This is a genomic window from Ulvibacter sp. 2305UL32-6, from assembly GCF_058148545.1.
Window position 1 is genome coordinate 828,709 of record NZ_JBYVKA010000001.1, and the last position, 25,306, is coordinate 854,014.

Annotated in this window: 33 protein-coding genes; all 33 read right to left on the reverse strand. The window is 28.3% G+C overall.

The features are described 5' to 3' along the window. Entirely contained in the window at positions 1-279 is a 279-nt protein-coding gene (locus ACY2RU_RS03980) for a helix-turn-helix domain-containing protein (RefSeq protein ID WP_490137111.1), read from the reverse strand. A gap of 272 nt (positions 280-551) precedes the next feature. Next, positions 552-1,397 carry an RteC domain-containing protein gene (locus ACY2RU_RS03985; RefSeq protein WP_490137112.1) on the reverse strand — a complete coding sequence of 282 codons (846 nt, stop codon included), beginning with the start codon at positions 1,395-1,397 and terminating at the stop codon, positions 552-554. 182 nt (positions 1,398-1,579) lie between these two features. Further along, complete coding sequence (locus ACY2RU_RS03990; protein WP_490137113.1) at positions 1,580-2,032, reverse strand: DUF6210 family protein; 453 nt, start codon at positions 2,030-2,032, stop codon at positions 1,580-1,582. A 325-nt stretch (positions 2,033-2,357) separates the two neighbouring features. Then, positions 2,358-3,107, reverse strand: a complete 750-nt coding sequence (locus ACY2RU_RS03995) for an ABC transporter permease (RefSeq protein ID WP_490137114.1) — start codon at positions 3,105-3,107, stop codon at positions 2,358-2,360. Next, on the reverse strand, positions 3,104-4,009 hold the full coding sequence (locus ACY2RU_RS04000) for an ABC transporter ATP-binding protein (protein ID WP_490137115.1): 906 nt from the start codon (positions 4,007-4,009) through the stop codon (positions 3,104-3,106). The genes ACY2RU_RS03995 and ACY2RU_RS04000 overlap by 4 nt, the downstream gene beginning before the upstream one ends. Further along, positions 4,002-4,688, reverse strand: coding sequence for a LytR/AlgR family response regulator transcription factor (locus ACY2RU_RS04005; RefSeq protein ID WP_490137116.1), 687 nt, complete (start codon positions 4,686-4,688; stop codon positions 4,002-4,004). Before ACY2RU_RS04005 ends, ACY2RU_RS04000 begins: the two co-directional genes overlap by 8 nt. Further along, positions 4,685-5,641, reverse strand: a complete 957-nt coding sequence (locus tag ACY2RU_RS04010; RefSeq protein WP_490137117.1) for a sensor histidine kinase — start codon at positions 5,639-5,641, stop codon at positions 4,685-4,687. The genes ACY2RU_RS04005 and ACY2RU_RS04010 overlap by 4 nt, the downstream gene beginning before the upstream one ends. A gap of 288 nt (positions 5,642-5,929) precedes the next feature. Continuing rightward, the gene (locus ACY2RU_RS04015) at positions 5,930-6,223 is read right to left on the reverse strand and encodes a hypothetical protein (protein ID WP_490137118.1); all 294 of its coding nucleotides are present in this window, start codon (positions 6,221-6,223) and stop codon (positions 5,930-5,932) included. Continuing rightward, a complete protein-coding gene (locus tag ACY2RU_RS04020) occupies positions 6,216-6,485 on the reverse strand; it encodes a hypothetical protein (RefSeq protein WP_490137119.1) in 270 nt (89 codons plus the stop codon). Before ACY2RU_RS04020 ends, ACY2RU_RS04015 begins: the two co-directional genes overlap by 8 nt. A gap of 312 nt (positions 6,486-6,797) precedes the next feature. Beyond that, positions 6,798-7,205 (reverse strand): hypothetical protein, encoded by a 408-nt coding sequence (locus ACY2RU_RS04025; protein ID WP_490137120.1) that lies wholly within the window; start codon positions 7,203-7,205, stop codon positions 6,798-6,800. A gap of 131 nt (positions 7,206-7,336) precedes the next feature. Next, positions 7,337-8,299, reverse strand: a complete 963-nt coding sequence (locus tag ACY2RU_RS04030) for an SH3 domain-containing protein (protein WP_490137121.1) — start codon at positions 8,297-8,299, stop codon at positions 7,337-7,339. A gap of 210 nt (positions 8,300-8,509) precedes the next feature. Further along, a complete protein-coding gene (locus ACY2RU_RS04035; protein WP_490137122.1) occupies positions 8,510-9,760 on the reverse strand; it encodes an outer membrane protein assembly factor BamB family protein in 1,251 nt (416 codons plus the stop codon). Positions 9,761-10,073: 313 nt separating this feature from the next. Continuing rightward, positions 10,074-10,424, reverse strand: a complete 351-nt coding sequence (locus ACY2RU_RS04040; protein WP_490137123.1) for a hypothetical protein — start codon at positions 10,422-10,424, stop codon at positions 10,074-10,076. Positions 10,425-10,912: 488 nt separating this feature from the next. Then, a complete protein-coding gene (locus ACY2RU_RS04045; protein ID WP_490137124.1) occupies positions 10,913-11,254 on the reverse strand; it encodes a hypothetical protein in 342 nt (113 codons plus the stop codon). A gap of 40 nt (positions 11,255-11,294) precedes the next feature. Beyond that, positions 11,295-11,924: a hypothetical protein gene (locus ACY2RU_RS04050; RefSeq protein ID WP_490137125.1), complete on the reverse strand. Its 630-nt coding sequence runs from the start codon at positions 11,922-11,924 to the stop codon at positions 11,295-11,297. 221 nt (positions 11,925-12,145) lie between these two features. Continuing rightward, on the reverse strand, positions 12,146-12,586 hold the full coding sequence (locus tag ACY2RU_RS04055) for a hypothetical protein (RefSeq protein WP_490137126.1): 441 nt from the start codon (positions 12,584-12,586) through the stop codon (positions 12,146-12,148). A gap of 316 nt (positions 12,587-12,902) precedes the next feature. Continuing rightward, positions 12,903-13,064, reverse strand: coding sequence for a hypothetical protein (locus tag ACY2RU_RS04060; protein WP_490137127.1), 162 nt, complete (start codon positions 13,062-13,064; stop codon positions 12,903-12,905). A gap of 410 nt (positions 13,065-13,474) precedes the next feature. Next, complete coding sequence (locus tag ACY2RU_RS04065; protein ID WP_490137128.1) at positions 13,475-13,876, reverse strand: SH3 domain-containing protein; 402 nt, start codon at positions 13,874-13,876, stop codon at positions 13,475-13,477. Between the two features lie 171 nt (positions 13,877-14,047). Continuing rightward, complete coding sequence (locus ACY2RU_RS04070) at positions 14,048-14,803, reverse strand: YARHG domain-containing protein (RefSeq protein ID WP_490137129.1); 756 nt, start codon at positions 14,801-14,803, stop codon at positions 14,048-14,050. 198 nt (positions 14,804-15,001) lie between these two features. After that, the gene (locus ACY2RU_RS04075) at positions 15,002-15,382 is read right to left on the reverse strand and encodes a DUF4279 domain-containing protein (protein WP_490137130.1); all 381 of its coding nucleotides are present in this window, start codon (positions 15,380-15,382) and stop codon (positions 15,002-15,004) included. A gap of 4 nt (positions 15,383-15,386) precedes the next feature. Continuing rightward, positions 15,387-15,683 carry a hypothetical protein gene (locus tag ACY2RU_RS04080; protein ID WP_490137131.1) on the reverse strand — a complete coding sequence of 99 codons (297 nt, stop codon included), beginning with the start codon at positions 15,681-15,683 and terminating at the stop codon, positions 15,387-15,389. 309 nt (positions 15,684-15,992) lie between these two features. Beyond that, positions 15,993-16,595 (reverse strand): hypothetical protein, encoded by a 603-nt coding sequence (locus ACY2RU_RS04085; protein WP_490137132.1) that lies wholly within the window; start codon positions 16,593-16,595, stop codon positions 15,993-15,995. Between the two features lie 143 nt (positions 16,596-16,738). Continuing rightward, a complete protein-coding gene (locus tag ACY2RU_RS04090; protein WP_490137133.1) occupies positions 16,739-17,023 on the reverse strand; it encodes a hypothetical protein in 285 nt (94 codons plus the stop codon). A 345-nt stretch (positions 17,024-17,368) separates the two neighbouring features. Continuing rightward, a complete protein-coding gene (locus ACY2RU_RS04095; protein WP_490137134.1) occupies positions 17,369-17,761 on the reverse strand; it encodes a hypothetical protein in 393 nt (130 codons plus the stop codon). 303 nt (positions 17,762-18,064) lie between these two features. After that, positions 18,065-18,748: a hypothetical protein gene (locus tag ACY2RU_RS04100; RefSeq protein WP_490137135.1), complete on the reverse strand. Its 684-nt coding sequence runs from the start codon at positions 18,746-18,748 to the stop codon at positions 18,065-18,067. Between the two features lie 14 nt (positions 18,749-18,762). Beyond that, positions 18,763-20,226, reverse strand: coding sequence for a PA3715 family protein (locus ACY2RU_RS04105; RefSeq protein ID WP_490137136.1), 1,464 nt, complete (start codon positions 20,224-20,226; stop codon positions 18,763-18,765). Next, complete coding sequence (locus ACY2RU_RS04110; protein WP_490137137.1) at positions 20,223-20,774, reverse strand: hypothetical protein; 552 nt, start codon at positions 20,772-20,774, stop codon at positions 20,223-20,225. Before ACY2RU_RS04110 ends, ACY2RU_RS04105 begins: the two co-directional genes overlap by 4 nt. A 10-nt stretch (positions 20,775-20,784) precedes the next feature. Next, positions 20,785-21,552 carry an SH3 domain-containing protein gene (locus ACY2RU_RS04115; protein ID WP_490137138.1) on the reverse strand — a complete coding sequence of 256 codons (768 nt, stop codon included), beginning with the start codon at positions 21,550-21,552 and terminating at the stop codon, positions 20,785-20,787. A 61-nt stretch (positions 21,553-21,613) separates the two neighbouring features. After that, positions 21,614-22,312 carry a hypothetical protein gene (locus tag ACY2RU_RS04120; RefSeq protein WP_490137139.1) on the reverse strand — a complete coding sequence of 233 codons (699 nt, stop codon included), beginning with the start codon at positions 22,310-22,312 and terminating at the stop codon, positions 21,614-21,616. 40 nt (positions 22,313-22,352) lie between these two features. Beyond that, the gene (locus ACY2RU_RS04125) at positions 22,353-22,694 is read right to left on the reverse strand and encodes a hypothetical protein (RefSeq protein WP_490137140.1); all 342 of its coding nucleotides are present in this window, start codon (positions 22,692-22,694) and stop codon (positions 22,353-22,355) included. Between the two features lie 28 nt (positions 22,695-22,722). Continuing rightward, the gene (locus ACY2RU_RS04130; protein ID WP_490137141.1) at positions 22,723-23,664 is read right to left on the reverse strand and encodes a hypothetical protein; all 942 of its coding nucleotides are present in this window, start codon (positions 23,662-23,664) and stop codon (positions 22,723-22,725) included. Positions 23,665-23,929: 265 nt separating this feature from the next. After that, positions 23,930-24,817 carry an NADase-type glycan-binding domain-containing protein gene (locus ACY2RU_RS04135; protein ID WP_490137142.1) on the reverse strand — a complete coding sequence of 296 codons (888 nt, stop codon included), beginning with the start codon at positions 24,815-24,817 and terminating at the stop codon, positions 23,930-23,932. Positions 24,818-24,901: 84 nt separating this feature from the next. After that, the gene (locus ACY2RU_RS04140; RefSeq protein WP_490137143.1) at positions 24,902-25,258 is read right to left on the reverse strand and encodes a hypothetical protein; all 357 of its coding nucleotides are present in this window, start codon (positions 25,256-25,258) and stop codon (positions 24,902-24,904) included. Between the last annotated feature and the right edge of the window lie 48 nt (positions 25,259-25,306).

A 25,306-nucleotide genomic window follows, 5' to 3' on the forward strand; every position in this document is an offset into this window, starting at 1 on the left:
TTAGAATTTATTATCAACTCTATTCTTTTCTAATACTTGCATTATTTCTTGATAATCATAATACAACACACCACCAACCTTTGTATAAGGTAGTGTGCCATTAATTCTCAAATTTTGTAATGTTCCTGGGGAAATTCCGAGTAAGTCTCGTACTTCAGGGGATTTTAACCATTTTTTGGTTATTTGTCCAGATTGTGTGTTTAATAATTGTTTGATGTCGTCGAGTAATTCTAATTTAAACTCGTGGAGATCTTCCGTAGTAATAATTGTTGCGCTCATTTGTAAACGATTTAAAAAGCAAAGTCACCAAGGTTAAACTTTTTAATGATGACTTTGCCATGATTTGACTTTCGTTCTACAAAGTTGGAATGATTTAATGGGGTTTCTTCACAAGATTTAGCATCTTGGGTGTTATTTGTAACTCATTAAAAATGAACTACATTACATCAGTTTAATTTAACAGTCTCATTGGCTCATCATCAAAATGAACCAATAAAAATTAGAAACACTTCTTTACACAAAAACACCCAAGTTGAGTAACTTGGGTGTTTTTAATCATCTATTTCATCCATTCGTTTTTCTAATTTTTCTTTTAGTGAATCGAGAAATTTTGTTCGTCCTTTTTTACGCATTCTTATTTCCAAAAAGGCTCTATAATAATCTCCTAAATCAATCTTAAAAATACGCTCTACTACCCTTGCAATATCTTTTATATCTACTGTTCCGTTATTAATTACATCTGTACTATGAAGTGCATATATTAATTCTATTAAGTTTATTTTCTTACTCGTCCAAGTAATTTTAGATTGCTTTTGTAATTGTTGTAACGTCAAATAGCTACCATTGTTTTCTAACTTATCTATTTCTTTTTTTAAATAGACAATAAGCATATCGTATGCTAATATCGCCGAGACCATACAATCATGACTTGTGAAAAATTGCTCATCAGTAAAGAAATGAAAAGTATTTGGCAATAACCTAATATTTGCTTTACCTCTTAAAAAATAGTATTTATCAAAAGTAGTTGCTCCACTTCGATAATAATGGTAAAAGTCTAAATTATCATTGAAATAGATTTGTAATTTATTTATCTCATTGTTAAAATATTTAATTTGAGATTTAGCACTTCCTCTTGGTCGTTTACTTTCAACACTAAATAAAATAACATAGTATTTGAGTTTACTATACACTCTTGGTTTTATATATTTAAAAAAATTGATTTCATCTTGATTATTTTCAAATCCATTTTTAACAACTAAATTTCGAACCTGTTTAAGAGCTCTCTTTGATAATTCGATACCCTTTTCCGCTCGAACCAAAACATCTTTGACTTCTACTTCCAAAGCCTCTAAATCTTGAATTAGTTGATTTGCTATATGATTACTACTGTTTTTCAAGTTAACTTTTATTGATAAAATATTTTGATGTTTTTATTAGTCATTTGCTTTTCACCATCAGTTAAAATGTCATTATATTGTTTAATGTATTATGATACCCAATTAAAATATTTCCTTAATTATTCTTTAAATTATCGAGATCTTTATTTAAAATTGTAGATAGCATCGTGTTGTAGCTAGTTTTAATCACTATTTGACCAAGTCAATATTCCATTTAAGGGGTATTGATTAAACCCTTTTATTAAATCATTTTTTTGAGACTTGTTTATTTTTATTCTAATCCAAGCCTCGTGAGATTCAGACAACCTACTTAAATCAATTTCTATTAACCCATCCAATCCATATTTAGATAAAATCGATTTTATTTTACCAACATCTTCATTGTCAATTCCATTTATTGCTCCATTGCCATTGTATTTCGAACCAATAAAGTAATTCGTTAACTCTATTTCGGGACTTATAAATTCCAAATTATCTTCAGAATAGTCATTTGATAATGGCAAAAATATTCCCTCAGTTTTTGGGTGCAAACAAGCAGTTCCTCCAGTCTGATTTGAAATCATTATTCCAGTAGGAAGTTCAATTATTATTCCTAATCCAACAGAGTCCCAAATTTCAATTAAAGGTTTATTCATTTTTCGGTAATTGGCTACAATTTTGAATTAAAGTTCCTGTCTAAAGTACAGATGTTAACTTCCTAATAAAACAAGTATTTTATTTTCGTAATGTCTTAACCCATATTAGGTACTGTGTACACTATATTCGCAGGTTAAAAATCATCTTTAGATACTAATACTGATTTTTTTAGAATTCTGGCAATACGATTTCATGTTTTTATATCGACTTTGGCTATTGTCTTGCTAAAAAATAATGCTTTTTTTATCCCTAGAAAATCCTTTCGGATTTTCATAAGTTGGCAAAAACTAAACAATCAATTTTATGCGTTGATGTAGTAGCTAGCTATCCTTTTTCTTTCTTTTTTATATATAGAGTGAAGCTAGCTATAAATAATAAAGCAAAGTAAATTATTGCTCTAGAATAATGATAGTCATTAAATTTTTGATCAAAATAATGTAGCGCATAACTGTAAGGGCTTAAAAAACTAAAATCAACTCTCGACATAGGCATCGTTCCCACATATAAAACTAGTCCAACACCTATAGCTACTATAAAATTCTTGTATTGTAAACTCAATAAATATTGCAGTCCAATTATTGGTAGTATGGAAATAAAAGATTTAATTGTTTGTTCAATGGCAAATTGAAACGGAATTGTGTCTCTTGGTAGTGAACCGTTGATAATTAGATTTGGTGCAATACCATTTATCAAAACTCCCAAATTAAAAAAGAAAAAAACAATGAATGTTACTATTAAAAGCGTAGTAAACTTTGCTAGAAAGATGGTAACGTATTTTTGAGGTGTTGTATGCAATTGTTTCCAGTTGTTGTTTTTATATTCTATTTGGGTAATTAAACTACAAATTAGAATAACTCCAATAGGAAGTAAAAAGCCTGCAAATGGTCTTGAATTTTGTAAATATAGTCTTTCCCAAGAATTACTTTCTGTCCATAAATCTATATAGTGTCCAAGGTATATAAACCGTAGTGTAAAAACCATTGCAAGAACCATACTTCCAAAAATACTAACCCAGAGTAGTGCGCTTCCTTTTATTTTCAATAATTCGCAATGTAAACTGTTTACGAAAGTCATAACTTATTTTTTGTTAGGTTAATAAAAATTGATTCCAAATTCATTCTGTTTTCATTTACTTTATAGATAGACACCTTATTAGAAACTAAATCTTTAATGATATTGGGAATTGTCTCTTTTGAATAATTTGTTATTGTATGTATGTTGCCTTCTAATTTATTATTTACTCGATGTTTATTAATTATTTCAGTTGCTAGATTCTGATTATCGGTTTCTATACTAATTGATGAAACTGCTTTGGCTTTTAATTCTTCCATTTTTCCTTGAAATAATAATTCTCCATTGTTAATAATGGCAGTATGAGTTACAAGTTTTTCAATTTCTGATAGTAAATGACTAGAAATAACAATAGTAGTACCGTATTCTGAATTTATTTTTAGTAGAAGCTCTCTGATTTCAATAATTCCTTTTGGGTCTAAACCATTAGTTGGTTCATCTAATATTAATAATTCAGGTCGATGTAGTAAAGCAATTGCTATGCTTAGTCTTTGTTTCATTCCTAAAGAAAACTTACTTACTTTTTTTCGTCCAGAATCAGCTAAACTGACTAGAGTAAGTACTTCTTGTATTCTTTCTTTAGGGCATTGATATATTTTTTGAAGAATGGATAAATTCTCGACAGCACTTAAATGACCGTAGAAAGAAGGTGATTCTATTAAAGAACCTACGCTCTTTAGTATTTCAATTCTATCTGATTTTATTTCTTTATTGAAAAGTAAAATTTCTCCTTGCTGTTTTTTTAAAAGCCCTAGAATTAGTTTTAATGTAGTTGTTTTACCCGCTCCGTTTTTGCCTAAAAACCCAAAAATACTTCCTTGTGGTACTTTCAAGTTTATATTATTCAGCGTAGGGTCGTTTTTACTGAAACAGTGTCTTATATTTCTAGTTTCTATACTATACATTTGAGTTATTTATTAATTTAAAAAAACTTTTTTGGTAGGTTTTAGAAATAGGAATAATAGTTTCCTTTATTTTTATTCTATTGCGTTCTATGGTTTCAATTTTAGATATAGAAACCATATAAGATTTATGTATTCTACATACTTTATTTGAGGGTATTCGTTTTTCTAATTCATAAAAACTTTCTAGAGTCATAATTCTTTTTTCAATGCAGTGAATTTTCCTGTAATCTCTCATTCCTTCTATAAAAAGAATAGTATCAAGGTCTATTTTCTCTAATCTGTTTTCAGTTTTTACAAAAATGAAATTTGTATTTTTCGATATGGTGTTGTTCTTAATAACTTTATCTACAGCCTTTATAAATCGCTCAAAAGAATATGGCTTTAGTAAGTAGTCTGTTACACTTAATTCATAGCCTTTTAAGGCATAAGAATCATAAGCTGTTGTTATTATTATTTGCCCAGAATAGGTTATGTTTTCTAGTAAATCAATACCTGAAAGTTCATCCATTTCAATATCAAGAAAAATTAATTCAATAGTATTTGAATTTAGGTACTCAATAGCATCAATGGCATTGTCAAAAGTTTTTTCTAACTGCAAGCTATTTAGTTTTTCAACATAATTTTTAATACCCTCTAATGCTAATGGTTCATCTTCAATAATGATACATTTTGTTTTCATAGTTCAATTTTTAGATTAACGGTATACATGTCATTATTTTTAGAGGTTTTCAACGTATGACGATTTGGATAAAGTAATTGTAACCTTTTTATAATTAATTCATTACCTATACCTGCTTTTTGGGGCTTAGATAAAAGCCTGAATTTATTGCTGCATTTAAAATCTATTTGATTTTTAGTAATTAAGATGATTATCTTAATGGCGTTTTCTATTTTTTTATTTGTACTATGTTTAAAAGCATTTTCTATAAATGGAATGAAGGTCATAGGATAAATAAGTGAGTTGTTATGTTCTTCTCCAATAATATCAACCGTAACAAAATTTTGATTGGAAGTTCGTATTTTTTGTAACTCAAGATATTTTAGAATATAGTCTATTTCTTCTGAAAGTTTTATTTTTCTTCCTTTAGATTCGTAAAGAATAAATCTTAAAATACTTGACAACTTATTTAAATAATCTGAAGCTTTTTTTGAATCTCTTAGCACAAGTACATCAATATTATTTATGGTGTTAAAAAGGAAATGTGGATCTAGCTTAGATTCAATTAAAGATAGTTCCATTAGATGTGCTTTCTGTTGTAATTCTTCTTTTATTTTCAAATCACTGTACCAACTAATAAAACCCTTTATGATAAAACCTGAACCAATATTTAATAATGAAATAAGTAATGTAAGTATAAATTTTCCTGTAAATAAACTAATATCTTTTTGAAAAGTGAATTGATCTCCAAGTAGCACACTTGTTATAAATAAACCAATAATAGAACTGGATATACTTATCACTATTATGTGAAAGAGTAAAACAGCAATACTTCTAGTTTTTATATACTTAGGGAATAAAAAATAATAGGAACTGTAAAATGAAATTATAGATGGAATAACAATGATTGCTATTGTTATAAAGCGGATTATATTAAATGAAACCGAAGTTTTTTCACTAATTCCGCTTGCCAAAAGTATAATGAGGATCACAAAAGTATAAGTAACCCAATAGCATATATTGAGTAAGTGTATGAGTTTTCTTTTCACTGTATTATTTATATTTCATCAAATCTAGAAGAATGTAAATTAACAATAAAAAGTAATCTGCAAGTTTAGAAAAGTAGTCTGCTAAATTCAAGCTTTGTTCAATCAACTACTTTTAGTAGACATGCTCATTTTAATTATATTGGAGTCTAGCAGATTAATTGATGTTTTTCTAAATTTACCTTTTAATTCTGAATATAATTTTTCCATATAACTTTACTTTTTGTTTAATCGCTTGTTACATAGAGAAAGTAATTTATCTATGGTGATTTTTTGAGTACTTGTTGGATTTGAAGCCGAAAAAAGCCTACATTCATCTTCAATAGTTATTTCGTTTTTATCAAAATCTACTTTAAAGTTAAAGAGATTACTGTATAACAGTTTTTCTGTTGAAGCTTTTCCTTTTTTTAGAAACGCAATCAATAAAGGGATGTGGTCTGCTTCATTATTAAAATAATGCGTAATTAAATCTTTAGATGTTTGCTTGTTGTTACCCTTTTTTTCATTCATATTCATACACTTCGTATTCATTATATATTTCAGCCCAAAATTTGTTATTCCAATCATCATCAGATTTTACCAACATTAAATGCCTGTGTTTTTCAGAAATGTATTCAGTCCAAAGTTGTTTGGAATAGTTTTCTGTTAGCGGTTTTATTTTATTAGGAATAGCGTTAACATTATTAAAAAAACGTTGCGAACATTCTATAAAGAAGTCTTTTATATAAAACCATTCTTTAAAGTAGATGTACTTTTTATATTCTAACTCCATTAGTCTCCTAAAAATTTAACTTGAAAAAACATTTCTAATACCATCAATAATTTTCCAGCAAGTGTTTTTATCCAATCCTTGTCTTTATACTTATCCCTGTTAACAGTTACTAATGTTATATGTAGTTTATCCATCCTTATCTGCTGTTCTAATTATATTACGGATAAACACAGAGCCGAATTTTTATATTTTTTTTTAATTTTTCTCTTTTTAAAAGCCAAATTAAAAATTTGGCGGACTTCATAAATATACACGAACCTTTCGGTTAAGCACTTATTAGCTATGCATTATACACCTTGCTGTAATGCGTTTTTATTTCCCAAAAAGGTTAACATAACTGGACCAATCAGCCCAATGTTGCTTCACTTTTTCAATTAATTTATTCCCTCCCAAAGTTATAGTCTGTTCGTGAGTAATGTAGATTACCCAATCAGCATTTTCATTAGTATAATAGTTATCTTCACCTGCCCGAATGTTTATGTCTAAATTTTTAGAAATTTCATTTGATGCAAATTCGGTGAATTTTATAATTTTTCCACTAGATATATCTGTGCCAATTTTTTCTAAATTGTAAATTCCGACATTTTCAATAAAATCATTTAAATGAAAATGACATACTTCCATTTCGGGATATGACTTTGACGATAATGGAATCCAATAATCGTTTAAATCTATATTCCATTTTTCTTCTAGGAGACTTTTTATTATGGTTTCGTTCATTTTAATGCATTACAACTTTGTTGTATATGGTTTGTTGCGTGGTTTAAGCACTAAATTTAGCAAATAAAAACTGAATAGAAAATCCGCGAGGACTTTCGTAAATAGGCTAGAACTAGCAATAGGATACGGTGTTATGTATTGTTTTTTATTTCTCCTTTAAAATATTCTTCTGTTCCATTTATAGAATCTGTTCTATAATTTAATGTTTTATAGATAAATTTAGTCTCGTTAATCCAATAGAATTCTTTAAATGTACAAATATCATAATCCCAACCAAATTCTGTTAAATATATAAATTTTCCACCTTCTTTTTTTTGAAAAAAATAAGAAATGCATTCTTGACCTCCAAAAGAACCATTTAAACGATAAGTTCCTTTTGGGGAAGTAATCATATATTCAGGATTTCCAATAGTCAAATCAGTTTCTCCTGTTTTAATAGAAAAACACATATCACTAGAATGCCCTCCTTCAAGAACTAAAATGTCATATTCTGGATAATACCCAGACCAACCTTTAGCAAATCCATAATCATTACTTTTATCATTCAATCTAAGTTTCTGTCCTTTTTCTGTTATAATACTTTTAATAAAATCGTCTCTTTCATATTCTTTATCATCTTCGCCCCATATAACACGATTTTTTAGAATTGTTTTGATAGAATCTAAATTTCCTATTTTTTTAGGATGATATATATCTTTTGAAGCTGTTTTAAGTAGTTTTTTATATTGGAGATTATCAATTCTTGAAGAACTAATGAGATTATCAATTTTTAATTTCTTTAAATATCCATCAAAAACATAACCTTCTCTTTCAAATTGTTCTGTTTCTTCTGACACTAAAAAGAAATAGTTATTATATTTGATTTTTACCCATTTTCCTTTAATAATTATTCCATTATCATTTACACTTAATTCTTTATTAGTGTCAGATATTTTTTCAATCATAACACCAAAAGGTATTTTAGCAATTTTCTTCGAATCTAATTTGTTATTTGAGCGAACATTTAATCCATTTACTGCATTGATATAATAATACTCTTGTGAATAAATATTAATAGAATAAATAATTATAAAAATTGTTAAAAATATTTTCATATGTGTTCTCAAATAATACATAACGGTCTTGTGTATGAAACGTAGGGCGGTTGATAAGCGATACGTTTCAGTTTGATACTAAGCCAAATATAATATTTTGCTTTTATCTTTTTTGTTGAAAAATGCCTAATTTTATATTTGGCGACTTTGTAAATAAACACAGACCTTTTGGCAAGCCTAATCTGCCCTATGTTTTTTATACCGTGTTACCTACAGTTTTTTGTTATTAATGGCATATAACCAACCTTCTCCACTACCAATATATATTATACCATTTTCATCAATACTAGGTGTAGAGTAGATACTGCCATTATCAGATTCCCAAGCAGTTACTTGTCTGTTTTTTGGTTTGTTGGTGTTTTTATGATCTCCAAGAAATAGTTGCCAAATAAGTTTCTTACTTTTTATATCGAACGCATTAAAACTACCATCAAATCGACCCAAATATAACATGTTCTTTGCAATAACAGGAGATGACCAGTGAGGAAATGTAAACTCTCCCATTTCATATCTATTATTTGTTTCCCCATCTTTTAAGCTTAACTCGCAAAGCTCTTTGGAATATGGTTCTCCATAATAAATAAAGTCATTTATTACTGCTACAGAACTTCTAATATTTCCATTATTATCTCCGCCATTATTAGTTGCTTTCCATATTAATTTACCATTAGTTTTATTATAGGCATATATAGCTGGTGTGTTATAGTATGTTGATCGAATAAAAGGAACAATTAATTTGTCACCAGAAATTGTTGGCGCAGCATAGATACTATGAAAGTCTTTTCCGTATTGAGCTTCAAACTCTCCTTGTACTTTCCAAGTAACATTGCCTTTTTTGTCTAAACAAGCAATCACTCCCTCTTCAAAAGTAGCATAGATGTATTCTTTATCTGAAGACAATCCTCCTCTAATATTTGAATCGGCAACTTTACTTTCCTTCATTATTTTACCAGAATGCTTATCTATTATTAAAATGAAACCGTTTGAATCACCTACGATCACTGAGTTGTCTATTATTAATGGTTGTGAATAGAGTTCATATTCTCTTTTAATACTCCATAGTTCTTTTCCGTTCTTAGCATTTAAACACCTCAAAAAACCATCATCACTTGTGGCATAAATTTTATTTTTTGAAAAAGCAACACCACAAGCATCCTTTAAAGTTTTATAGTGCCAGTTTATTTTTCCTGTTGCTGTGCTAATACTGTATATACCATCTAAACTATCAGAACTATTGTGTTTGTTACCTGAACTTCCAACAAAAACTTCACTTCCATTAATAACACTATTATTTAAGTAACCTTGAATTCCTATATAAGTTTTCCATTTAATTTCAGGGTTTCTAATTTCGGGGCTATCTACAAAACCTGTTCGTGTATTATTAGCTTGAAAGGTATGCCATTTAGAAGTGCTACACCCAGTTAGAATGAAAATTATAAATAAAAAAACGTATACTTTCATTTGTTTAGTTTTTAGTAATTGTAGGTAACGTGTTTGTGTATGATTTCGTTGCGTTGTTTAAGCACTAAAGTTAGCAAATAAATCACAGATAGAAAGTCCGCGAGGACTTTCGTAAGTAGGCTATAACCAGCAATGAATTATACACGTCTTTGTTGCCATTTCGTTGTTTTTCAGTTTGTCATTATTCACTAATTTTAATTTTTAATTTTTGATTTTCAACCCTTGACTATATTCAATTTACATTTTTTTACTATTTTTTATTCCCATCCCATTAAAAGCTAAAAAGTCTGATATTATTTTACTCCTAATTATTTTATTTTTCAATTCTTATTTTCTTACAATGAATTCTTATAGGTTGAAATCCGTCAACATCTATAAAAAGATATAAATTTAAATCTTTCGATACTTTTTTTGAATCATATCTTAAAGAGTTTATTCTATTTCCATTCCAGTTTTCCTCAAAAAAATCGGATTGTAATTCCTTAAAAAAATCGGATACCTTTTCATAATTGAATACTCCTGAAAAAGTAATTTTTACTGACTCTTTTAATGGATAATATATTTCATAGAGATAAAGGGTAAGCACAAATCGATTCTCTTTTTCTTGTTCACAGCTTACAACTATTGAATCGTGAAAGTTATATTCTAATTCTTTCTTTATCATTTTTAATCACAATTTAGTAGTCAATTTGCTTTACAATATTCAAACCATATTTTTTCGACTTGAGAGCGAGTTTGTTCCGCAATGAATGGTAACTTCCTTATATGTAAACTTTTGTTACATATATCCACCTAATAAAAGGGGATAACATAACATTATGTTTATATAATAAATTTAAGTAGAATCTTTTTATCACCCTATAGCAAACTAATATCCGTAGTGTATCAATTTATATGCGCTTGCTTTTTTAGTTTATTCGTCTTTAAAAACCCCAAAAAAAACATTTCGCTATCGCGTAATATTCTATTTGGCAGACTTTTTAAATATGCATCAACTTTACGTTTAGCACAAACGCTTTATGTTTTTATACCTTGTTACCTACTGTATTTATAGTGTTTTCACTTCTTTTTTTTCTTATGTGCTATTTAAAAAAAAAGGTTTTTCTTTTACTTTTATTTTCAACTAGTCTTTTCATCATTATTTTCTGAATATCATTCAGGATTGATTTTGTCCTTGACTTTTTTAGAAATCATTAGTATGGTAATCAATAGAACTATTTGAATTAGAATAATTATAAATGCTGTAATTTGAGTTTGATAAGAAATAACGGATATCTGCCTCTTTTTTTTTCTTTCAAAATCAATTGCATTTTTTAATATATCTTTTTCACATTCATTAATGTCTGTTCTATTATTTATTTTTTGCTTTTCAAATGAAGCGTATGTATCATTTTTATTAGACGGAATATCAAGTAAATTCAATCGATTTCTAATAAGCCACCCGCAGATAACAATTGTAATAATTGGTAGGAAGATTACGATTGTTTTTTTCATTTTTGTTCAAGCAATTAAACCGCTATTATTTTATACATTGTTAGCATTTCGGTTTTTTTATTTCAATTGGATACCTAATTTCTCCCACAAAATCTTCCCTTATAATTTTTAAAATATTCTCATTATTCATAAATTTATATAAATCCATAAAGTGTATCTCCATATATTGCCACCAAGACCAATCAAGACTTTCTTTTTCTGACATTATATTTAAAAGTAAAGTTTGAATTTCGTTAAAGTCAGAACTGATGTATAGTTTATCAGCTCTAAATTCCTCTATAAATTTATCACGTTGCTTTTCAGAAATTTGCTTGTTCCAAAATTTGTTAACTATTTCTTGGTAAGAGAGTATTTCGTCTTTTGTTTTTAAAGAATAAGTTGACGGGTCGATTTGATTTATGCACTTATTCAGACATTTAATGCGTCTCCTATGAAATAATAATTCCTTTTCTGTCATTTTTGGAGAAGAGTAGTCTAAACAAATTTCAGATTGAAAATATTCATCTATTTTGCATAAATGATAATATAGTCCTTCAGTACCATTTTTATGAAAAGCTTCAATGTCACAAGTTTCTAAACCACCATATTTGATGAGTCTATTCTTACATTCTGAACATATACTGTCTTGTTTGTCATTTTTTTTTTGACAATAGACACAAAAGTATTCCATAATATCTGTTTTTTTAACTGAATGCTAACGGTTTGTGTATGAAACGTAGCGTTTAAAAAGACACTAACTTTTCGGATTAACACAGAGCCGAATTTTTATATTTTGTTTTTAATTTTTTCTCTTTTAAAAAGCCAAATTAAAAATTTGGCGGACTTCATAAATACACAAACCTTTCGATTTAGCAGTTATTAGCTATGTTTTATACACCGTGTTGTAAACAGTTATTCATTATATAATGAGTCAATTAAATCGAACATTTCTTGTCTTGAAGGATTCTCTGAAAATGATTTATCTAAGACAGTTTCAAAAAATATTCTATAATCAGAGGTTAAATTATCAAACTCCTTTTGTGTTAATTTTTTAAAGTCTTCGATATTGTCGGGTAATGCTCGTGATAAAATTTCATCATATAAATCTTCTTCAGGAAAGCTACTATTTTGCCAATCATCACCAGTATTTTCCCATATTGATATAATACCGAGTAAACGTAATGGATCAGCTCCAATAAATTGCCGACTATCTTTAATTGCCCAAAAATCACCCATATATTCATCTCTAGAATCAGGGTATAAGAATATTTTGAATCCTTTAGATTTAATAATTCTCAATGCTATGTTGTAAGTGTTCATTGCATCAGCAATCCGACATTTGTTTTTATCCATTCATTTTCTTAATTGTTTACAACTTCCTTATATGTAAACTTTTGTTATATATATCCACCTAATAAAAGGGGATAACACAACATTATGTTTATATAATAAATTTAAGTAGAATCTTTTTATCACCCTATAGCAAACTAATATCCGTAGTGTACCAATTTATATACGTTTGCTTTTTTAGTTTATTCGTCTTTAAAAACCCCAAAAAAAACATTTCGCTATCGCGTAATATTCTATTTGGCGTTACTAGTATATAGCACTCTACTTTCGTAAACTATCAAATACCCTTTTTACTACATATTGTTTAAGTTAGCAATAGTTACTCAATTTTTGTTTTATAATATTTAAATTTTTTAATCCATTTTTTATTTTCATATACTTCTTCATATCCTTTTATAACACAAGTATAACTATTACTCCATCTTATTTCTTCAATAGCCCATTCTTTTGAGTCAAAACTCTTATATTCGGTTAAATACATTTTGGGATTTTTTCTTTCTTGTTCATTTACTTTAATAAGACCAATAAAGCATTCTTTTTGTTCATAAACATGATTGTAATAATATATTAAGTAGTCGTTTTTAAGTGAAGGAATTGGCTTTTCTACAGGTGCATCTCCAATTGAGACTATTTCAAATATATTATCTGTTATGCTATCAATTAAAATAAGTTTTCCGAAACCTAAATTCTCAGATGTATAATTATTTCTTACTACATAGAAATCTAAATCAGAATAATAACCTACATACTCACTACCACTCCAACCTCGATTACCTTTATAATCTTTGTAGTTTTTAAAGGAGAAACTTTCATTTTTTGTTTTAATAGTAAAATGTAAATCGTCTTTTTTCTACTTCAGGTAATACCTTTGGCAAAATGGGGTTTGCTTTATCAAATTTTTTTTTTAGTTATCTCATCGAACTCTAATTTTGGTAAATCATCATAATTTTCTATATAACCAATCGAAATATAAGGCTTTTGCAATTTTAAAAAAACGCTGAAAATATATCCATAAACAATATTTGATCTAATAGCATCAAATTGCGATAAATTAATTTTAATCCACTCATCTTCAATAGGGATTTTATTGTCAAAAATTATTTCTTTTTTCTGGTTAGATTTAATGGTTTTTAATTTAGTATTAAATAAAAATTTTCCAAGGGTTTCAGATTTTAAACTTGATTGTTTTCTGATATTTAAACCATTTTTAGCAGTTACTATATATGTTTCTTGGCTATAAGTTTTAGTTGCAAATAATATGATTATTAATAACAATAGACTATTTTTTTTCATAATTATTACCATGGTCTTGTGTATGAAACGTAGCGTGTAAAAAGACGCTAACTTTTCAAATTAACACAGAGTCGAATTTTTATATTTTGTTTTATCTTCATTTATAAAAGCACAAACCTTTAGATTTAATGTTTATTAGCTATGTTTTACACATCGTGTTAGCAATAGTTTTTATCCTGCGGATTGTTGCTTAATCAGTTTTAATTTACCATTTTCAATTACGAAGTTATACCAGGTGGCATATTCATTTTCAGATTCATAGTCACTACCAAAGCTAAATACAGTTTCATCATCAAATAATTCAGAATTCGTAGAGTCATTATGCTTAAGAATTATTGTATCCCTTATTATGGAAATTGAAGTTATATTTACAAAAAAACCATCATCCGTTGTTACCTTGTAGAGTCCTTTTTCATTGTACCAATGTATGTTGTTCAAATCTAATTTGTTTAAGATTGTCTTTAATTCCTTTATAATGGTCTCTCTATACTCTGAACTTTGAATATTTAAAGGTTTAAGAATGTTATTTATTTTGGTAATATCAGTTGGTGTGTTTAATGATTCTTTTAAGTCTATTAATTGTTCGACAATCGTTTTTCTAAGTGCTTCTTTCTGCTTTTCGTGCCTCAAAAATAAAGCTATATTCTGTTTTTCGTTTTGGTTAAGCTGAATATGTCTATTAGTATCAACATCGGGTTTATACCAATTATACTTATCAAAGAAATATTTAGTCAGTCTACCGTTTTCAAAAACATATTGATGCCTTGCAAATATTTCGTTCCTTAGTATTTTTAGTTCTAATAAGGTCAATCCTTTAACATCAATATTAGAATAAACCTTGGTACTGCACTCAGAGCAATCTTGAATTTGTGCAAAAAAATTTTGTGTTAAAAGAACGAATATGATTAATGTGATATTTTTTTTCATAATTATTACGGTTTGTATAAGAATAGTAAGGGATTAAAAAGCATTTACTTTTCAGTTTAGCACTTAGCCAAATTTACAATTTTACCGTTATTTTTCTTTTAACCGTCAAATTGTAAATTTGGCGGACTTTATTAATATGCACCAACTTTGGGTTTGGTACTTGACCCTTATTATTTTTATACCGTGTTGTACAGCGTTTTATTTCTCCATATTGTGGCAGTCAATATTAAATGCAATTCCATTTTCCCCTAACCGTTTTAACTCTTTTGAACTAAATCCTAACGCACATTGATGTTTATATTCATAAACTAACCAAATTAAAATATCTTCTTTTTTCACTCCAATCTTTTTCAAATCGTTTAGTTTTGGTTCAAGTAAATCCATAAAAGTGTTTATAAAATCACCATAATTATCATTCTCTTCATCCTCTTCAAATTGTAGCCACCAATCAGAGGGTTCTTCTGTTTCATTTAAATTCTTTGCTTTAGATATTGTAGGAGATTTTCCAAGAATAGTGGTTATTTCTTTGTAAGTTTTCTTACTTGGGGAAAAATCAATATGTAGGTTATAGTATTTCAATTCTTTAGTTTGTTTGCTGTTTTTTTATTTCAGAATGAACTTTATTTACCAAATCCGACAAAAAAGAAAAATAAGTCAATTCAACTCCGTTTAATTCTTTTATAGCAGATTTCAATTCAAGATTAAGTTTGACAAGTAATTCAAAGTCAAGTTTTGAAAGTTTTCCTTTACGAGTTATGTATGTATCAATAATTCCAGCACTAAATGAGTCAAGTGAAGTCAATTCAAAAAATTGTTCTCCAGTTATATCGGGAAAACCCAAATTTAAAAATTTCTGATATTTATCTTCAATGTCTGTCATTTTTCTAATGCTGTACAACTTCCTTATATGTAAACTTTTGTTATATATATCCACCTAATAAAAGGGGATAACACAACATTATGTTTATATAATAAATTTAAGTAGAATCTTTTTATCACCCTATAGTAAACCAATATCCGTAGTGTACCAATTTATATACGTTTGCTTTTTTAGTTTATTCGTCTTTAAAAACCAAAAAAGAACCATTTCGCTATCGCCTAATATTCTATTTGGTGGTCTTTAAAAATAAACGCAAACCTCTCGATTTAGCACTTATTAGCTTAGTTTTACACATCGTGTTGGCAGTAGTTATTTTAATTTGTGTTTTATATGTTTTAAATCCGATTTCTTAATAGTCAGCATCTCTGTCTTTTTAATTAAGCCTTCAATCGTTTTGATATATTCGTAATCATTAGTGAGCTTTAGAAATCCAATATAACGGCTTAATAATAATAATGATTTTGCTCTCCAATTAGATAATTCTCCAATAGGATGATATGATTTTGTTTTCTTGTATTCTTTTAAATCATATGAAATCATTTCCTCGATGGTTGTATCTGGATAATCTTCTTTTACATTTTTAAAACATTTTAAAGTATCCTCTATTTTAAATCGTATTTCTTTTTCAGATAAAAATTTCAGACTGGATAAATCATTCATTTGTATAAAGTATTCAGCCAATGGTTTTGTGAATTCTTCATATGAAAACCAACCTCCGTGAGCACAAGAAATTAATTCTTTTATTTTTCCTTCATCTTTCCATTTCTCAACAATAATATCACGAGCTTTGTTATACTCTATTAATCTCTTTTCTTGCTCTTCTTTACTTGTCTCTAAGGCATTATATCTAAAAGGCCTATTATTTGACTTGTAATATTTTTCAATTTCTTTATTTAATTTAGTATAGCTCATTTATTTTTTATTGGGTACTAATTTTTAATAACTACCAACGGTTTTGGCTATGATTTAGTTGTGAAAAATGCCGAAAACTTTTCCGCTTATGAAATCAGCCTAAATTTATGTTTTATTTTTTTTTGTTCAAATGCAACAATGAATTATAGGAACCGTTGTTGTAGCGCGTTTTTTTTAATTCCATATCCTAAAACCCCTCCAACAATTACAGTTGGAATTATACCAAATAGGAAAATCCAGAATAAGGGTTTTACATAATAATCAAACAAGGCATTTTTAATTTCATTTTCTTTCTCAAAGTCCTGAATTCCCTCTTCGATAAAACCAACAGAAGAACCAACTAAAACTCCAATTAGCAAAATCAAAATCAGTCCAATTATTCCAGTCAAAATTGAATTCCATTTTCTATTCTTTATTAGGTTTTCCATTCAAATAGAGATGTAATAACCTCCAATAAACAGCCCAAATATGCCAACAAACAAATTCAACGGAATACTAGTAATTATGTCAATTAAATCCTTAAAACCAAAAGTCCAAATTATAATTATGCTAGCAACAATTAAATTAAAAATAATCGACAAAAAAGTTAGTTTGATTGATTTCTTCATGTAAATATTTTAATTAATGCTAACGATCTCGTATAACCGTCAGTTACGGGTAAATTAGCGAATATTTTCGGTTAAGCACTGACGTTAGAAATTCCGAGTGGATTCGGACGTAGTCGAATCCGCCGTAATTGCAGTTATACATTGTTGACAACTGGCTTTCTAAACCTAATTGACTCTTTTGTACTTCCCTTGAGCTTCTAATTTACCATTTGCATTGGGGTAATAAAAAATCAACATACGTTTATTGAGTTTTATTCTACTTTTTAAAGTAACTTCTTTTCCGTTTTTATATTCAGTCAGGATAAAATACTTTCCTTTCTTCTTGATTCGGCCATTTTTAACATTAGGTTTTATACGTTTATAGGATTTCCATTCTTTTTTATCCTCAAAAGCCCAATCTTTACTTGTATAAGTTGAGTCAGAGTGAATTTCCATAGTATTAACAATATATAAATCATCAAAAATGTAATCGTGCCATAAATAAAGTGGGTCAGTATTTTGTCCGACCATTCTTGATAAGGTAAAGACTATTAAAATTGTGAAATAGAACTTATTCATTTGTTGTGTTTTTTCAGCTTGTTGCCAACTTCCTTATATGTAAACTTTTGTTATATATATCCACCTAATAAAAAAAACTTTACATTTAATAGTATAAAGTTAATTACATTTTTTTTATCATCCTATACTAAACCTATATTCGTAGCTAAACAATCAATATTCGTTATTACGAGAATGATATATAGCTTCCTATATTGATACATCTATTACGGTTATTGATACATCTATTACGGTTAAATTTTACTAATATATTTTTATAAGATTAAACATAAATACAATAATACAATTTTCTTTTATATTTTATTAAACTATTAGTCTTCCATTTTTATGCTGCAATAGCATATACTCTTTGATAGTTCCTTTTTTATACGCATTTCTTTTTCTCCCTACTTTTCTCGGAAGTTTACTATTATTTTTAACGAACAAAATAATGATTTTCTCGCCCTTTTTATCTGCTTCTATTTCACAGGAATCTGCTAGAATTGTGTAATTCGTAATTCTTGCACCAGTAATATATTTCGTTAAGTGATTCCAAGTTTTTTCATCCCCATAATTTGAAACCCACGGTGTTGTTTTAACATACAACTCGGGCTTACATTCTACAACTCTGTCGTTAATAAGTACATAATCTCCTGCGTTCCACACCGCATAAGTTAAATATTCATTGTTGCTAAGTAATAACCCAAAGAAACCTGGTCCGCCCATTCCGTAGGTACCTAAATGCGTGCTGAAATCTATAATTTCTAAACCTATGATACTTTTTGTATTTACTAGATTAAATAATGTTGGTTTATTAAAAATTAACTGTTCGTCTTCTTTTATTTCTCCATATAACATAGAGGCTTTTTCGTCACCATCAGGCAGACCTATTTCTGTATATTCTAACCAACCTGTTTTTTTGCATTTAGGTAAGTCTTTCTTTTTTACAACCATTGAGTATTGTTCAATACTCCCTAATTTTAAATCTAAGTATTCGTGTTCAGTCATTTTTTAGCTTTTTATTATAGGTCATTGTAATTAATTTCGATTTTAAAAAATGTGCTTTTTTCACCCAAATTAATTTCTTCTAAATAAAGTGTTTTTTCGTTTATCCAAAATGCTTCTCCAATTGTACACAGCCAAACACTTGTTAGTTCATCAAAGACTTCATCTAGTTGGATTATTTTTTCATAACCATTGTTTGTTTTTCTTTGAATAAAGTAGGAATAACATTCTTGACCTCCAAAATAACCATTCAACCTAAGCTCCTGTTTTGGCGAAGTATTCATTTGTTCAGGGTTACCCGTTTCTTCGGTTTCTTTTCCGTTTTTTAAGTTAAAACTTGCATCACTTTCGTGTCCGCCTGTGCATAAAAGAATATCATCTTCGGGAAAATAAGCTGCAAAGGAATAGTCGGAAAGCATCCCTTCTTGATTTGTTTTGATATTACCATTCTTAAATTTTATTTTTTTAATCAATAAATATCCTTCTTCTTGTGTATCAAATTCAACGACTCCTTTTAATGTTTTTATAGCTTTATTAAAGTCTGTAATTTTTGCCTTTTTTTTCTGTACAGATGCTTTTTCTTTTTTTATCGTATGAAATTGTTCAGGATTAATCTCATTAATTTTAATTGAATACTGACTATTCTCTTCATACATTTCACCATTAAATTTTAAAAGCTTTCCTTCAGTAGTTATCTTATCTTTGGAATCGCACTCGCCATTTTCATCTAAGTAAGCTTTACTTTCAGTAATCTTACTTTTTACTTTAATATCAAAAAAATCATTAGTCTTTTCTTTAGACATGATGAGTGTATTGTTAACATCTGTAAATTCACCGGCACAATCGGTGTCCCATTCGCCTCCGTTATCTATAACATCGTAATTATGCACTACTTTTTTTAAGGTATCGTCAGATTTTATAAATAAGGATATAGTTTCATTCTCATGTGGGTTGGCATGAGACATTCCTACAAAATGCACCCGAATACCAAAGGCTCTAATATCTTTGGCAAGGATATACGGAGCAGTGTCTATGGTTATTTCTCGTAATTGTACTGCATCAGATACCCAACCATTTGTTTTAGCACTTTCAAAGTATTTGTGGGTTATTTTTTGAGTTTCATTATTTACGATTAGAATATGGCTGTTGAGTTCGAAGTGATGTTCGTCGTATTCTCCAGAAATTTCAGGAATTACCACAATCGTTTCTTGAGGGCTATTAGGTATTATTTTAGTAACTAATAAATCGGTGTTGATTTTTGAAGTATCTAATCCAAGTTGTTTTATTACAGCATCAATAAGAATTTCTTCTTGAGATACAGGTTCTATTTTTTCTTTTGATTCTATTTTAGATGTTGTTTTTGATGAATCAATGGATTTTTCAACCGCGTTTTGTGTCTTAACTATAGGTGCTACCTTTTCTTTAGGGTTTTGCCCACAAGAAATGAATGTTAGAATGATTATTAGATATAGGTTCTTCATTTTTTACAGAAATTTAATAACGTATCAGTTTTAATTCGGTTTGTTTTATTATAATAATCTAGTTTCCCGAAATAACGAGTACTATCTTCTTTACAAGGCTGAAAACTGAATTTTGCTAGTAAGTATTCTGGATAATATTCTAAAAGTTCAGCGGTCATACCATCAGCTCTTTCTTCGTGTTCTAAAAAATAAGCAGTACCGTTTTCTCCCCAATCGCCTTTGCTGTATTCGTAAAAACGCAGCTTTGTTTCTTTTGATACGTTTTTTGTTTCTTGCACCACTTTTTCTTTAATAGCTTTATGTATAGTACTTTTGTCTTTATCTAGGTTTTTTATTAGGTATAAATCTGGATATACATTGGATTGCACAAACTCCATTTTTAAAAAGAACTGCTGGTAAATTGTTATACTCGCTATAATGCCTATCAGTAAAAAAAGCGTCACAGCAATACCCTCTTTTTTATAAAATTTCCGTTTTAGAATTTTAAAAAGTAGGAACAAGCCTGTTCCTATGAGTATACATAAAATAATGATTGTTAGTATTTCCATTTGTTTGCTGTTATTTATTCTTATCAAGTGTAACCTTTTTAGGGTTTGGTTCTAATTTGTTATCAATCCATTTTAATTGTAGTTTCATTTTTGATGATTTTTCCCAGTTGAGTCCATCATCTTTATTTTCGTTATCTGAATATTCGCCTTCTTCATTTATATAAATGATTTTGTCCTTAACACCTAAAGAGTCGGTTGGAAAATATAGCTGTTCTTTTTCCCATAAACCAATATCATTACTTGAAAACACCTCAATAACTTTATGTAATTCTTTGGAATCAAAGAAAAGGTAATACCCTCCAGCATTTGCACCACAAGATTCTGGAATATAATTGATGAAAAGTATATGACTAATTCCTTGTAGCCCTTTATTGTTAAAAACCTTTAAACAAAACCCATTGTTATCTCCTAAAAAGATCGATTTATTTTCAGCATAGCTTCCGATGGTATCAGACAGTACTCTTGTTACAACATGTAATGTATCGTTAATTTTTTCGAAACCTATAAAACAATTAAGCCCATTTTTTGTAGCTTTTATTTGAGAAATTAATCCACCCAAAACATAACCTATTTGGTTTTGATGTTTTACCTTATACCAAGAACTAGCAATGCCTTTATAAGTGGTTACTACATCACTTTTTTCTATAATTTCTAGAATAGTTCCTATTTTTAATTGGATAACTATTTTGGATGTTGAAGATGGTTTTGCTCTAAGCCTTACATTATCGCCAAATGAATAAACAATCGCTCCTTTTTCAAATTCTTTATTTATTTTCAAGTATTTACAGTCTTGGGCATTTACAAGATTACATGCAAATAAGATGCATAAGAAAAGTGTTTTATTTATTTTCGATGAAATTCTCATATTCATTGGTAATCATTATTGTTGATTGATAAAGATCGATTGCATTTTCATCTTCTTCATTATATTCATTAAATATATTATTGATTAAATCTACTTTTATTGAATTTGGTTTAGTCTCTGGAAAATAATAGAGTTTTCTTTTTTCACCAAGAATAACCAAGTTACTTTTTTGTTTTTTTGAATAGTAATTGACATATTTAGGGGATTGCTCAACAAGTTCAAATATTCCATTCTTCGAAACTTCATTTGCAATTCCACATCCATGTTCCAATAGTTTAAAATGGATTTTTTTCGGGAATTCAAGTGGATATTTAGCTGTAATCTCAAAGCTTATATCGGTTGAATAACAGTCTGGTGCTCCACAATCAATTCCGTGAAGATTAAAAGGAAGTTTGAACTTAATCTTGTCGTCTATTTGATTTACAAGTCCTCTAATATATAATTCTTGTAAAACACTATTAGACTTTAGATTTTTATTCGGTTTTAATTTTAGAAGTTGTTTTCTAAGAGAATCTTGGGTTTCTTCAAAAGTTAATTGTGTATTAATTTCTTTTTCCTTTTTCGACATTATTTTTTCAAATACTACTTTAGGTCGTTCATTAATTTTCTCCTTTTTCTCTTTAGTAGAACAGGAGATAATTAATAGGGTAAAAATTAAAAGAGTAAATCTCATAATACATTTTTTAGTGTTTTTAGTATACGCTATATAAAGTCTAGATAACATCAATAACTTTTTCTAATATATAATGTGCGAGTCCTACAAACATGGTAATGAAAACAAGAAATAGAAACCGAGTAATCGTAGCCTGTTTATTCTTTTTTAGCTTCTTTTTCAAGTAGAATACATCTAAAAGAATAAATAACAAGGCTACAATACTTCCTACTGCTAAACCTGTATAAAACAAACCAAAGTCATAAAAAATATGGAGTAAATACCACAAGCCTTCGGTTGACGTTTCATTGGTCCCTAAAACAATTCGCATATAACCAATACCGAGCAGAAGCGATGCAACTACCCATAGACTATAGACGAAAATTATTTTTAATTTTTTCATTATTTAAATGGCATAAGAATTACAAAATTTAATCTTCCCAATACGGCTCTAATATCTTTTTAAAATGTTTTTCTAGTGCCTTTAAACCTAAATTGGTAGAAAGCCAATAAACTAACAAATACAATTCGTATTGGTACAACTCATCGACATTATAAATATTGTTTTTTACGGTTTCAATAAACTGTTGTATTTTTTTATCATCGTCTTTATAATCGTACATATATTCTAAATCAAAATAATATTGTGCTAATATTAAGTCTTGAATAAAAGGTGATTGTGTATCTAATTTGCTTAAATAAACGTTTAACTCATCTTCTGAGCCGCCCCATTTTGGAGATATAAATGAAAAATAATTAAAATGAAGTTCGGCATCGTTTGGATATTTTTTAACGGTATCGTTAAATAATTTATGAACATATTCCCTATTCATATTAGTTGTCTTGTATATTTTTAATAAGGATGCGACACCATTGGAATCAAAAAAAGTTGACTTATCGACCTCTAATAATAAAGTCTCTGCTTTTTTTAAATGCTTTTCAAAACCCATTTTATTTTGGTTTGAAACTGTATCTATAGTATCTCTTCCTCTAATTTCCCAAGCATTATGAATAAGCTGATACGCTTTGATTATTTTAGGTAAATCGTTGGTAGGTTCTTTTTTTAGCCATTCGTCACTTACAACTATTTCGCCATATTGTCCTAAACTTTTAAAGGCAAAAGCACGATAACTCGCATTCATACTTTTTAAGGTTTGGGCTACATTGCTAAATTGTTTCTTGTTAAAATAATCTATCAACTGTTTTAGTTTAGGATTGTTTAAGTGGCTGGACATTTTAAATTTGTACTTACCCACACGGTTGATAAGATTATCTATAGGACTAAATATACCATATTTGTCTAAAAAGTATAAAATTCCTGCTATTATTAGTATCCATTTTACAAGGGGATATTGGGTGAAAAAATTCATCATAATTTAAGGTTGTTTTAATTTTGTTTTACACATATTTTGTCTCTATTGGCTTCGTCAAGAATTGAGTTTTACGCTCTAAAATATCTATCTTACTTATATTCAATACTACTAATCTGTGCGAAATTGCATAAGAATTGTTACCTTCTTTATTTTGAAGATTAAAACCTACGTATGTCAATACTGTAGGTAAAACCAAGTGATTTTGTTTATTACTGAACAAGATAACAGCTTCATCCTATTTTTCGTCTTGTCTTTTAGATGTCTGTTATTCTTTCTTTTTTTTCAACTCATTTCCAATCTGCCATAGTTCTCTTACTTTATATTTTTTATTAATACTTGGATGTATAATTTGAGATAGACTACTTTGTATTTCAGAAATGCATATGTCGCTGTATTTAGTTCCTTTGTAGTAGTTTATAGGTACTAGTTTAACCACATCATTTTTTGTGAATACAAAATTCAGCTTAAATTCTTGTACCAAAGGTGTATCTAGTAGCCTTATAGTTCCTTTAAGAGTATTGTTTAAAAAAACTTTTAATTCTTTTACTCTTCCATTTTCTTTAAACGTTTTTTCTGATTTCACATAACCATTAACCAGACTTAACCTAAAAGGATTTAACAGGGTGTCATTCGGTTTTAAAACATCATCTACTAACAAATAGGTTTGAGATTTATGCCATTTATCATTACGATTTAGTGCTATTGAAATTTCTATGTTTTCATTTTCTTCAAATACAAAGGCTGTACTATAAGTTTTGTCGGATAAATTTTCAAACGGATATTTTTGATTCTTGTTATTGGCAGTAATACTAAAAAATAAAAGCTCTGAATACTCTAAATCTGCTTCGGTACAACATCTACCAAATAGTTTTTCTGACCATATTTCTACTTCATCTATTTTTTCATGCTGGTAATAATCGAAAATGCTTGGTAACTCTTCATCTACATACCGTTTTATTTCTTTGAGGCTCACAGAGTCTATAACAGCTAACGTAGTTAACTGCTCATTATCTACTTTTGAGATACTATTTTCATTCTTGGCTATGTTTACAGAATCAACTACAAATACTTTACTATTAGAGTTTTTCTTTGTGTTTGAATTACAAGCAATACATACTAGTAAAAAGACAGTTATGTAGATTAATTTTTTCATTGTTTTTTATACAGCTACTGGATTTCAAAATACTTCTCTTACAAAACCTTTTAAATTATACCGCTGCTTTATTTACTACTTCTATCAACTCCTGAAATGCCTTTTTTGAGCTGGTGCTAGCACTTTTTCTTTTATTTTTTCGGTTAATACCTGAATAATACTCTGTCTTTTTTCTTGACTTTGACCAAAATACGCATTCATAAGTGAACTAGGAATGATGTGATTTATTTTTAAAGTATTGTCCTCTTTAAAATATAGTTTTACAGCATGCATGCCACTTTTTTTAAGTACAAGACATTGAGCCATTTGTCCGTTAGCATCTGTTCTAACTTCCCACTTATCATATTCTTTAGTACATTTAAAAGAAGAAGCTTTTTTTAAAAAATTATGTAATGTATCTAATGAATTATACTCGTTTTTAATTTCTATTATATTTTCCATGACTATGGTTATTAATTGAATTAATTTAAACCTTCATTTACTATCAAT

Coding starts and splice junctions, on each gene's coding strand:
- ACY2RU_RS04050 (WP_490137125.1), bottom strand. CDS start 11,924: ATGGAATACTTTTGTGTCTATTGTCAAAAAAAAAATGACAAACAAGAC.
- ACY2RU_RS04000 (WP_490137115.1), bottom strand. CDS start 4,009: ATGTATAGTATAGAAACTAGAAATATAAGACACTGTTTCAGTAAAAAC.
- ACY2RU_RS04120 (WP_490137139.1), bottom strand. CDS start 22,312: ATGAGATTTACTCTTTTAATTTTTACCCTATTAATTATCTCCTGTTCT.
- ACY2RU_RS04060 (WP_490137127.1), bottom strand. CDS start 13,064: ATGTATTTAACCGAATATAAGAGTTTTGACTCAAAAGAATGGGCTATT.
- ACY2RU_RS04005 (WP_490137116.1), bottom strand. CDS start 4,688: ATGAAAACAAAATGTATCATTATTGAAGATGAACCATTAGCATTAGAG.
- ACY2RU_RS04025 (WP_490137120.1), bottom strand. CDS start 7,205: ATGAACGAAACCATAATAAAAAGTCTCCTAGAAGAAAAATGGAATATA.
- ACY2RU_RS04015 (WP_490137118.1), bottom strand. CDS start 6,223: ATGAATGAAAAAAAGGGTAACAACAAGCAAACATCTAAAGATTTAATT.
- ACY2RU_RS04070 (WP_490137129.1), bottom strand. CDS start 14,803: ATGAAAAAAAATATCACATTAATCATATTCGTTCTTTTAACACAAAAT.
- ACY2RU_RS04055 (WP_490137126.1), bottom strand. CDS start 12,586: ATGGATAAAAACAAATGTCGGATTGCTGATGCAATGAACACTTACAAC.
- ACY2RU_RS04030 (WP_490137121.1), bottom strand. CDS start 8,299: ATGAAAATATTTTTAACAATTTTTATAATTATTTATTCTATTAATATT.
- ACY2RU_RS04020 (WP_490137119.1), bottom strand. CDS start 6,485: ATGGAGTTAGAATATAAAAAGTACATCTACTTTAAAGAATGGTTTTAT.
- ACY2RU_RS04035 (WP_490137122.1), bottom strand. CDS start 9,760: ATGAAAGTATACGTTTTTTTATTTATAATTTTCATTCTAACTGGGTGT.
- ACY2RU_RS04130 (WP_490137141.1), bottom strand. CDS start 23,664: ATGATGAATTTTTTCACCCAATATCCCCTTGTAAAATGGATACTAATA.
- ACY2RU_RS04105 (WP_490137136.1), bottom strand. CDS start 20,226: ATGAAGAACCTATATCTAATAATCATTCTAACATTCATTTCTTGTGGG.
- ACY2RU_RS04045 (WP_490137124.1), bottom strand. CDS start 11,254: ATGAAAAAAACAATCGTAATCTTCCTACCAATTATTACAATTGTTATC.
- ACY2RU_RS04140 (WP_490137143.1), bottom strand. CDS start 25,258: ATGGAAAATATAATAGAAATTAAAAACGAGTATAATTCATTAGATACA.
- ACY2RU_RS03995 (WP_490137114.1), bottom strand. CDS start 3,107: ATGACTTTCGTAAACAGTTTACATTGCGAATTATTGAAAATAAAAGGA.
- ACY2RU_RS03980 (WP_490137111.1), bottom strand. CDS start 279: ATGAGCGCAACAATTATTACTACGGAAGATCTCCACGAGTTTAAATTA.
- ACY2RU_RS04135 (WP_490137142.1), bottom strand. CDS start 24,817: ATGAAAAAATTAATCTACATAACTGTCTTTTTACTAGTATGTATTGCT.
- ACY2RU_RS04090 (WP_490137133.1), bottom strand. CDS start 17,023: ATGGAAAACCTAATAAAGAATAGAAAATGGAATTCAATTTTGACTGGA.
- ACY2RU_RS04085 (WP_490137132.1), bottom strand. CDS start 16,595: ATGAGCTATACTAAATTAAATAAAGAAATTGAAAAATATTACAAGTCA.
- ACY2RU_RS04095 (WP_490137134.1), bottom strand. CDS start 17,761: ATGAATAAGTTCTATTTCACAATTTTAATAGTCTTTACCTTATCAAGA.
- ACY2RU_RS04125 (WP_490137140.1), bottom strand. CDS start 22,694: ATGAAAAAATTAAAAATAATTTTCGTCTATAGTCTATGGGTAGTTGCA.
- ACY2RU_RS04100 (WP_490137135.1), bottom strand. CDS start 18,748: ATGACTGAACACGAATACTTAGATTTAAAATTAGGGAGTATTGAACAA.
- ACY2RU_RS04080 (WP_490137131.1), bottom strand. CDS start 15,683: ATGACAGACATTGAAGATAAATATCAGAAATTTTTAAATTTGGGTTTT.
- ACY2RU_RS04040 (WP_490137123.1), bottom strand. CDS start 10,424: ATGATAAAGAAAGAATTAGAATATAACTTTCACGATTCAATAGTTGTA.
- ACY2RU_RS04110 (WP_490137137.1), bottom strand. CDS start 20,774: ATGGAAATACTAACAATCATTATTTTATGTATACTCATAGGAACAGGC.
- ACY2RU_RS03990 (WP_490137113.1), bottom strand. CDS start 2,032: ATGAATAAACCTTTAATTGAAATTTGGGACTCTGTTGGATTAGGAATA.
- ACY2RU_RS04065 (WP_490137128.1), bottom strand. CDS start 13,876: ATGAAAAAAAATAGTCTATTGTTATTAATAATCATATTATTTGCAACT.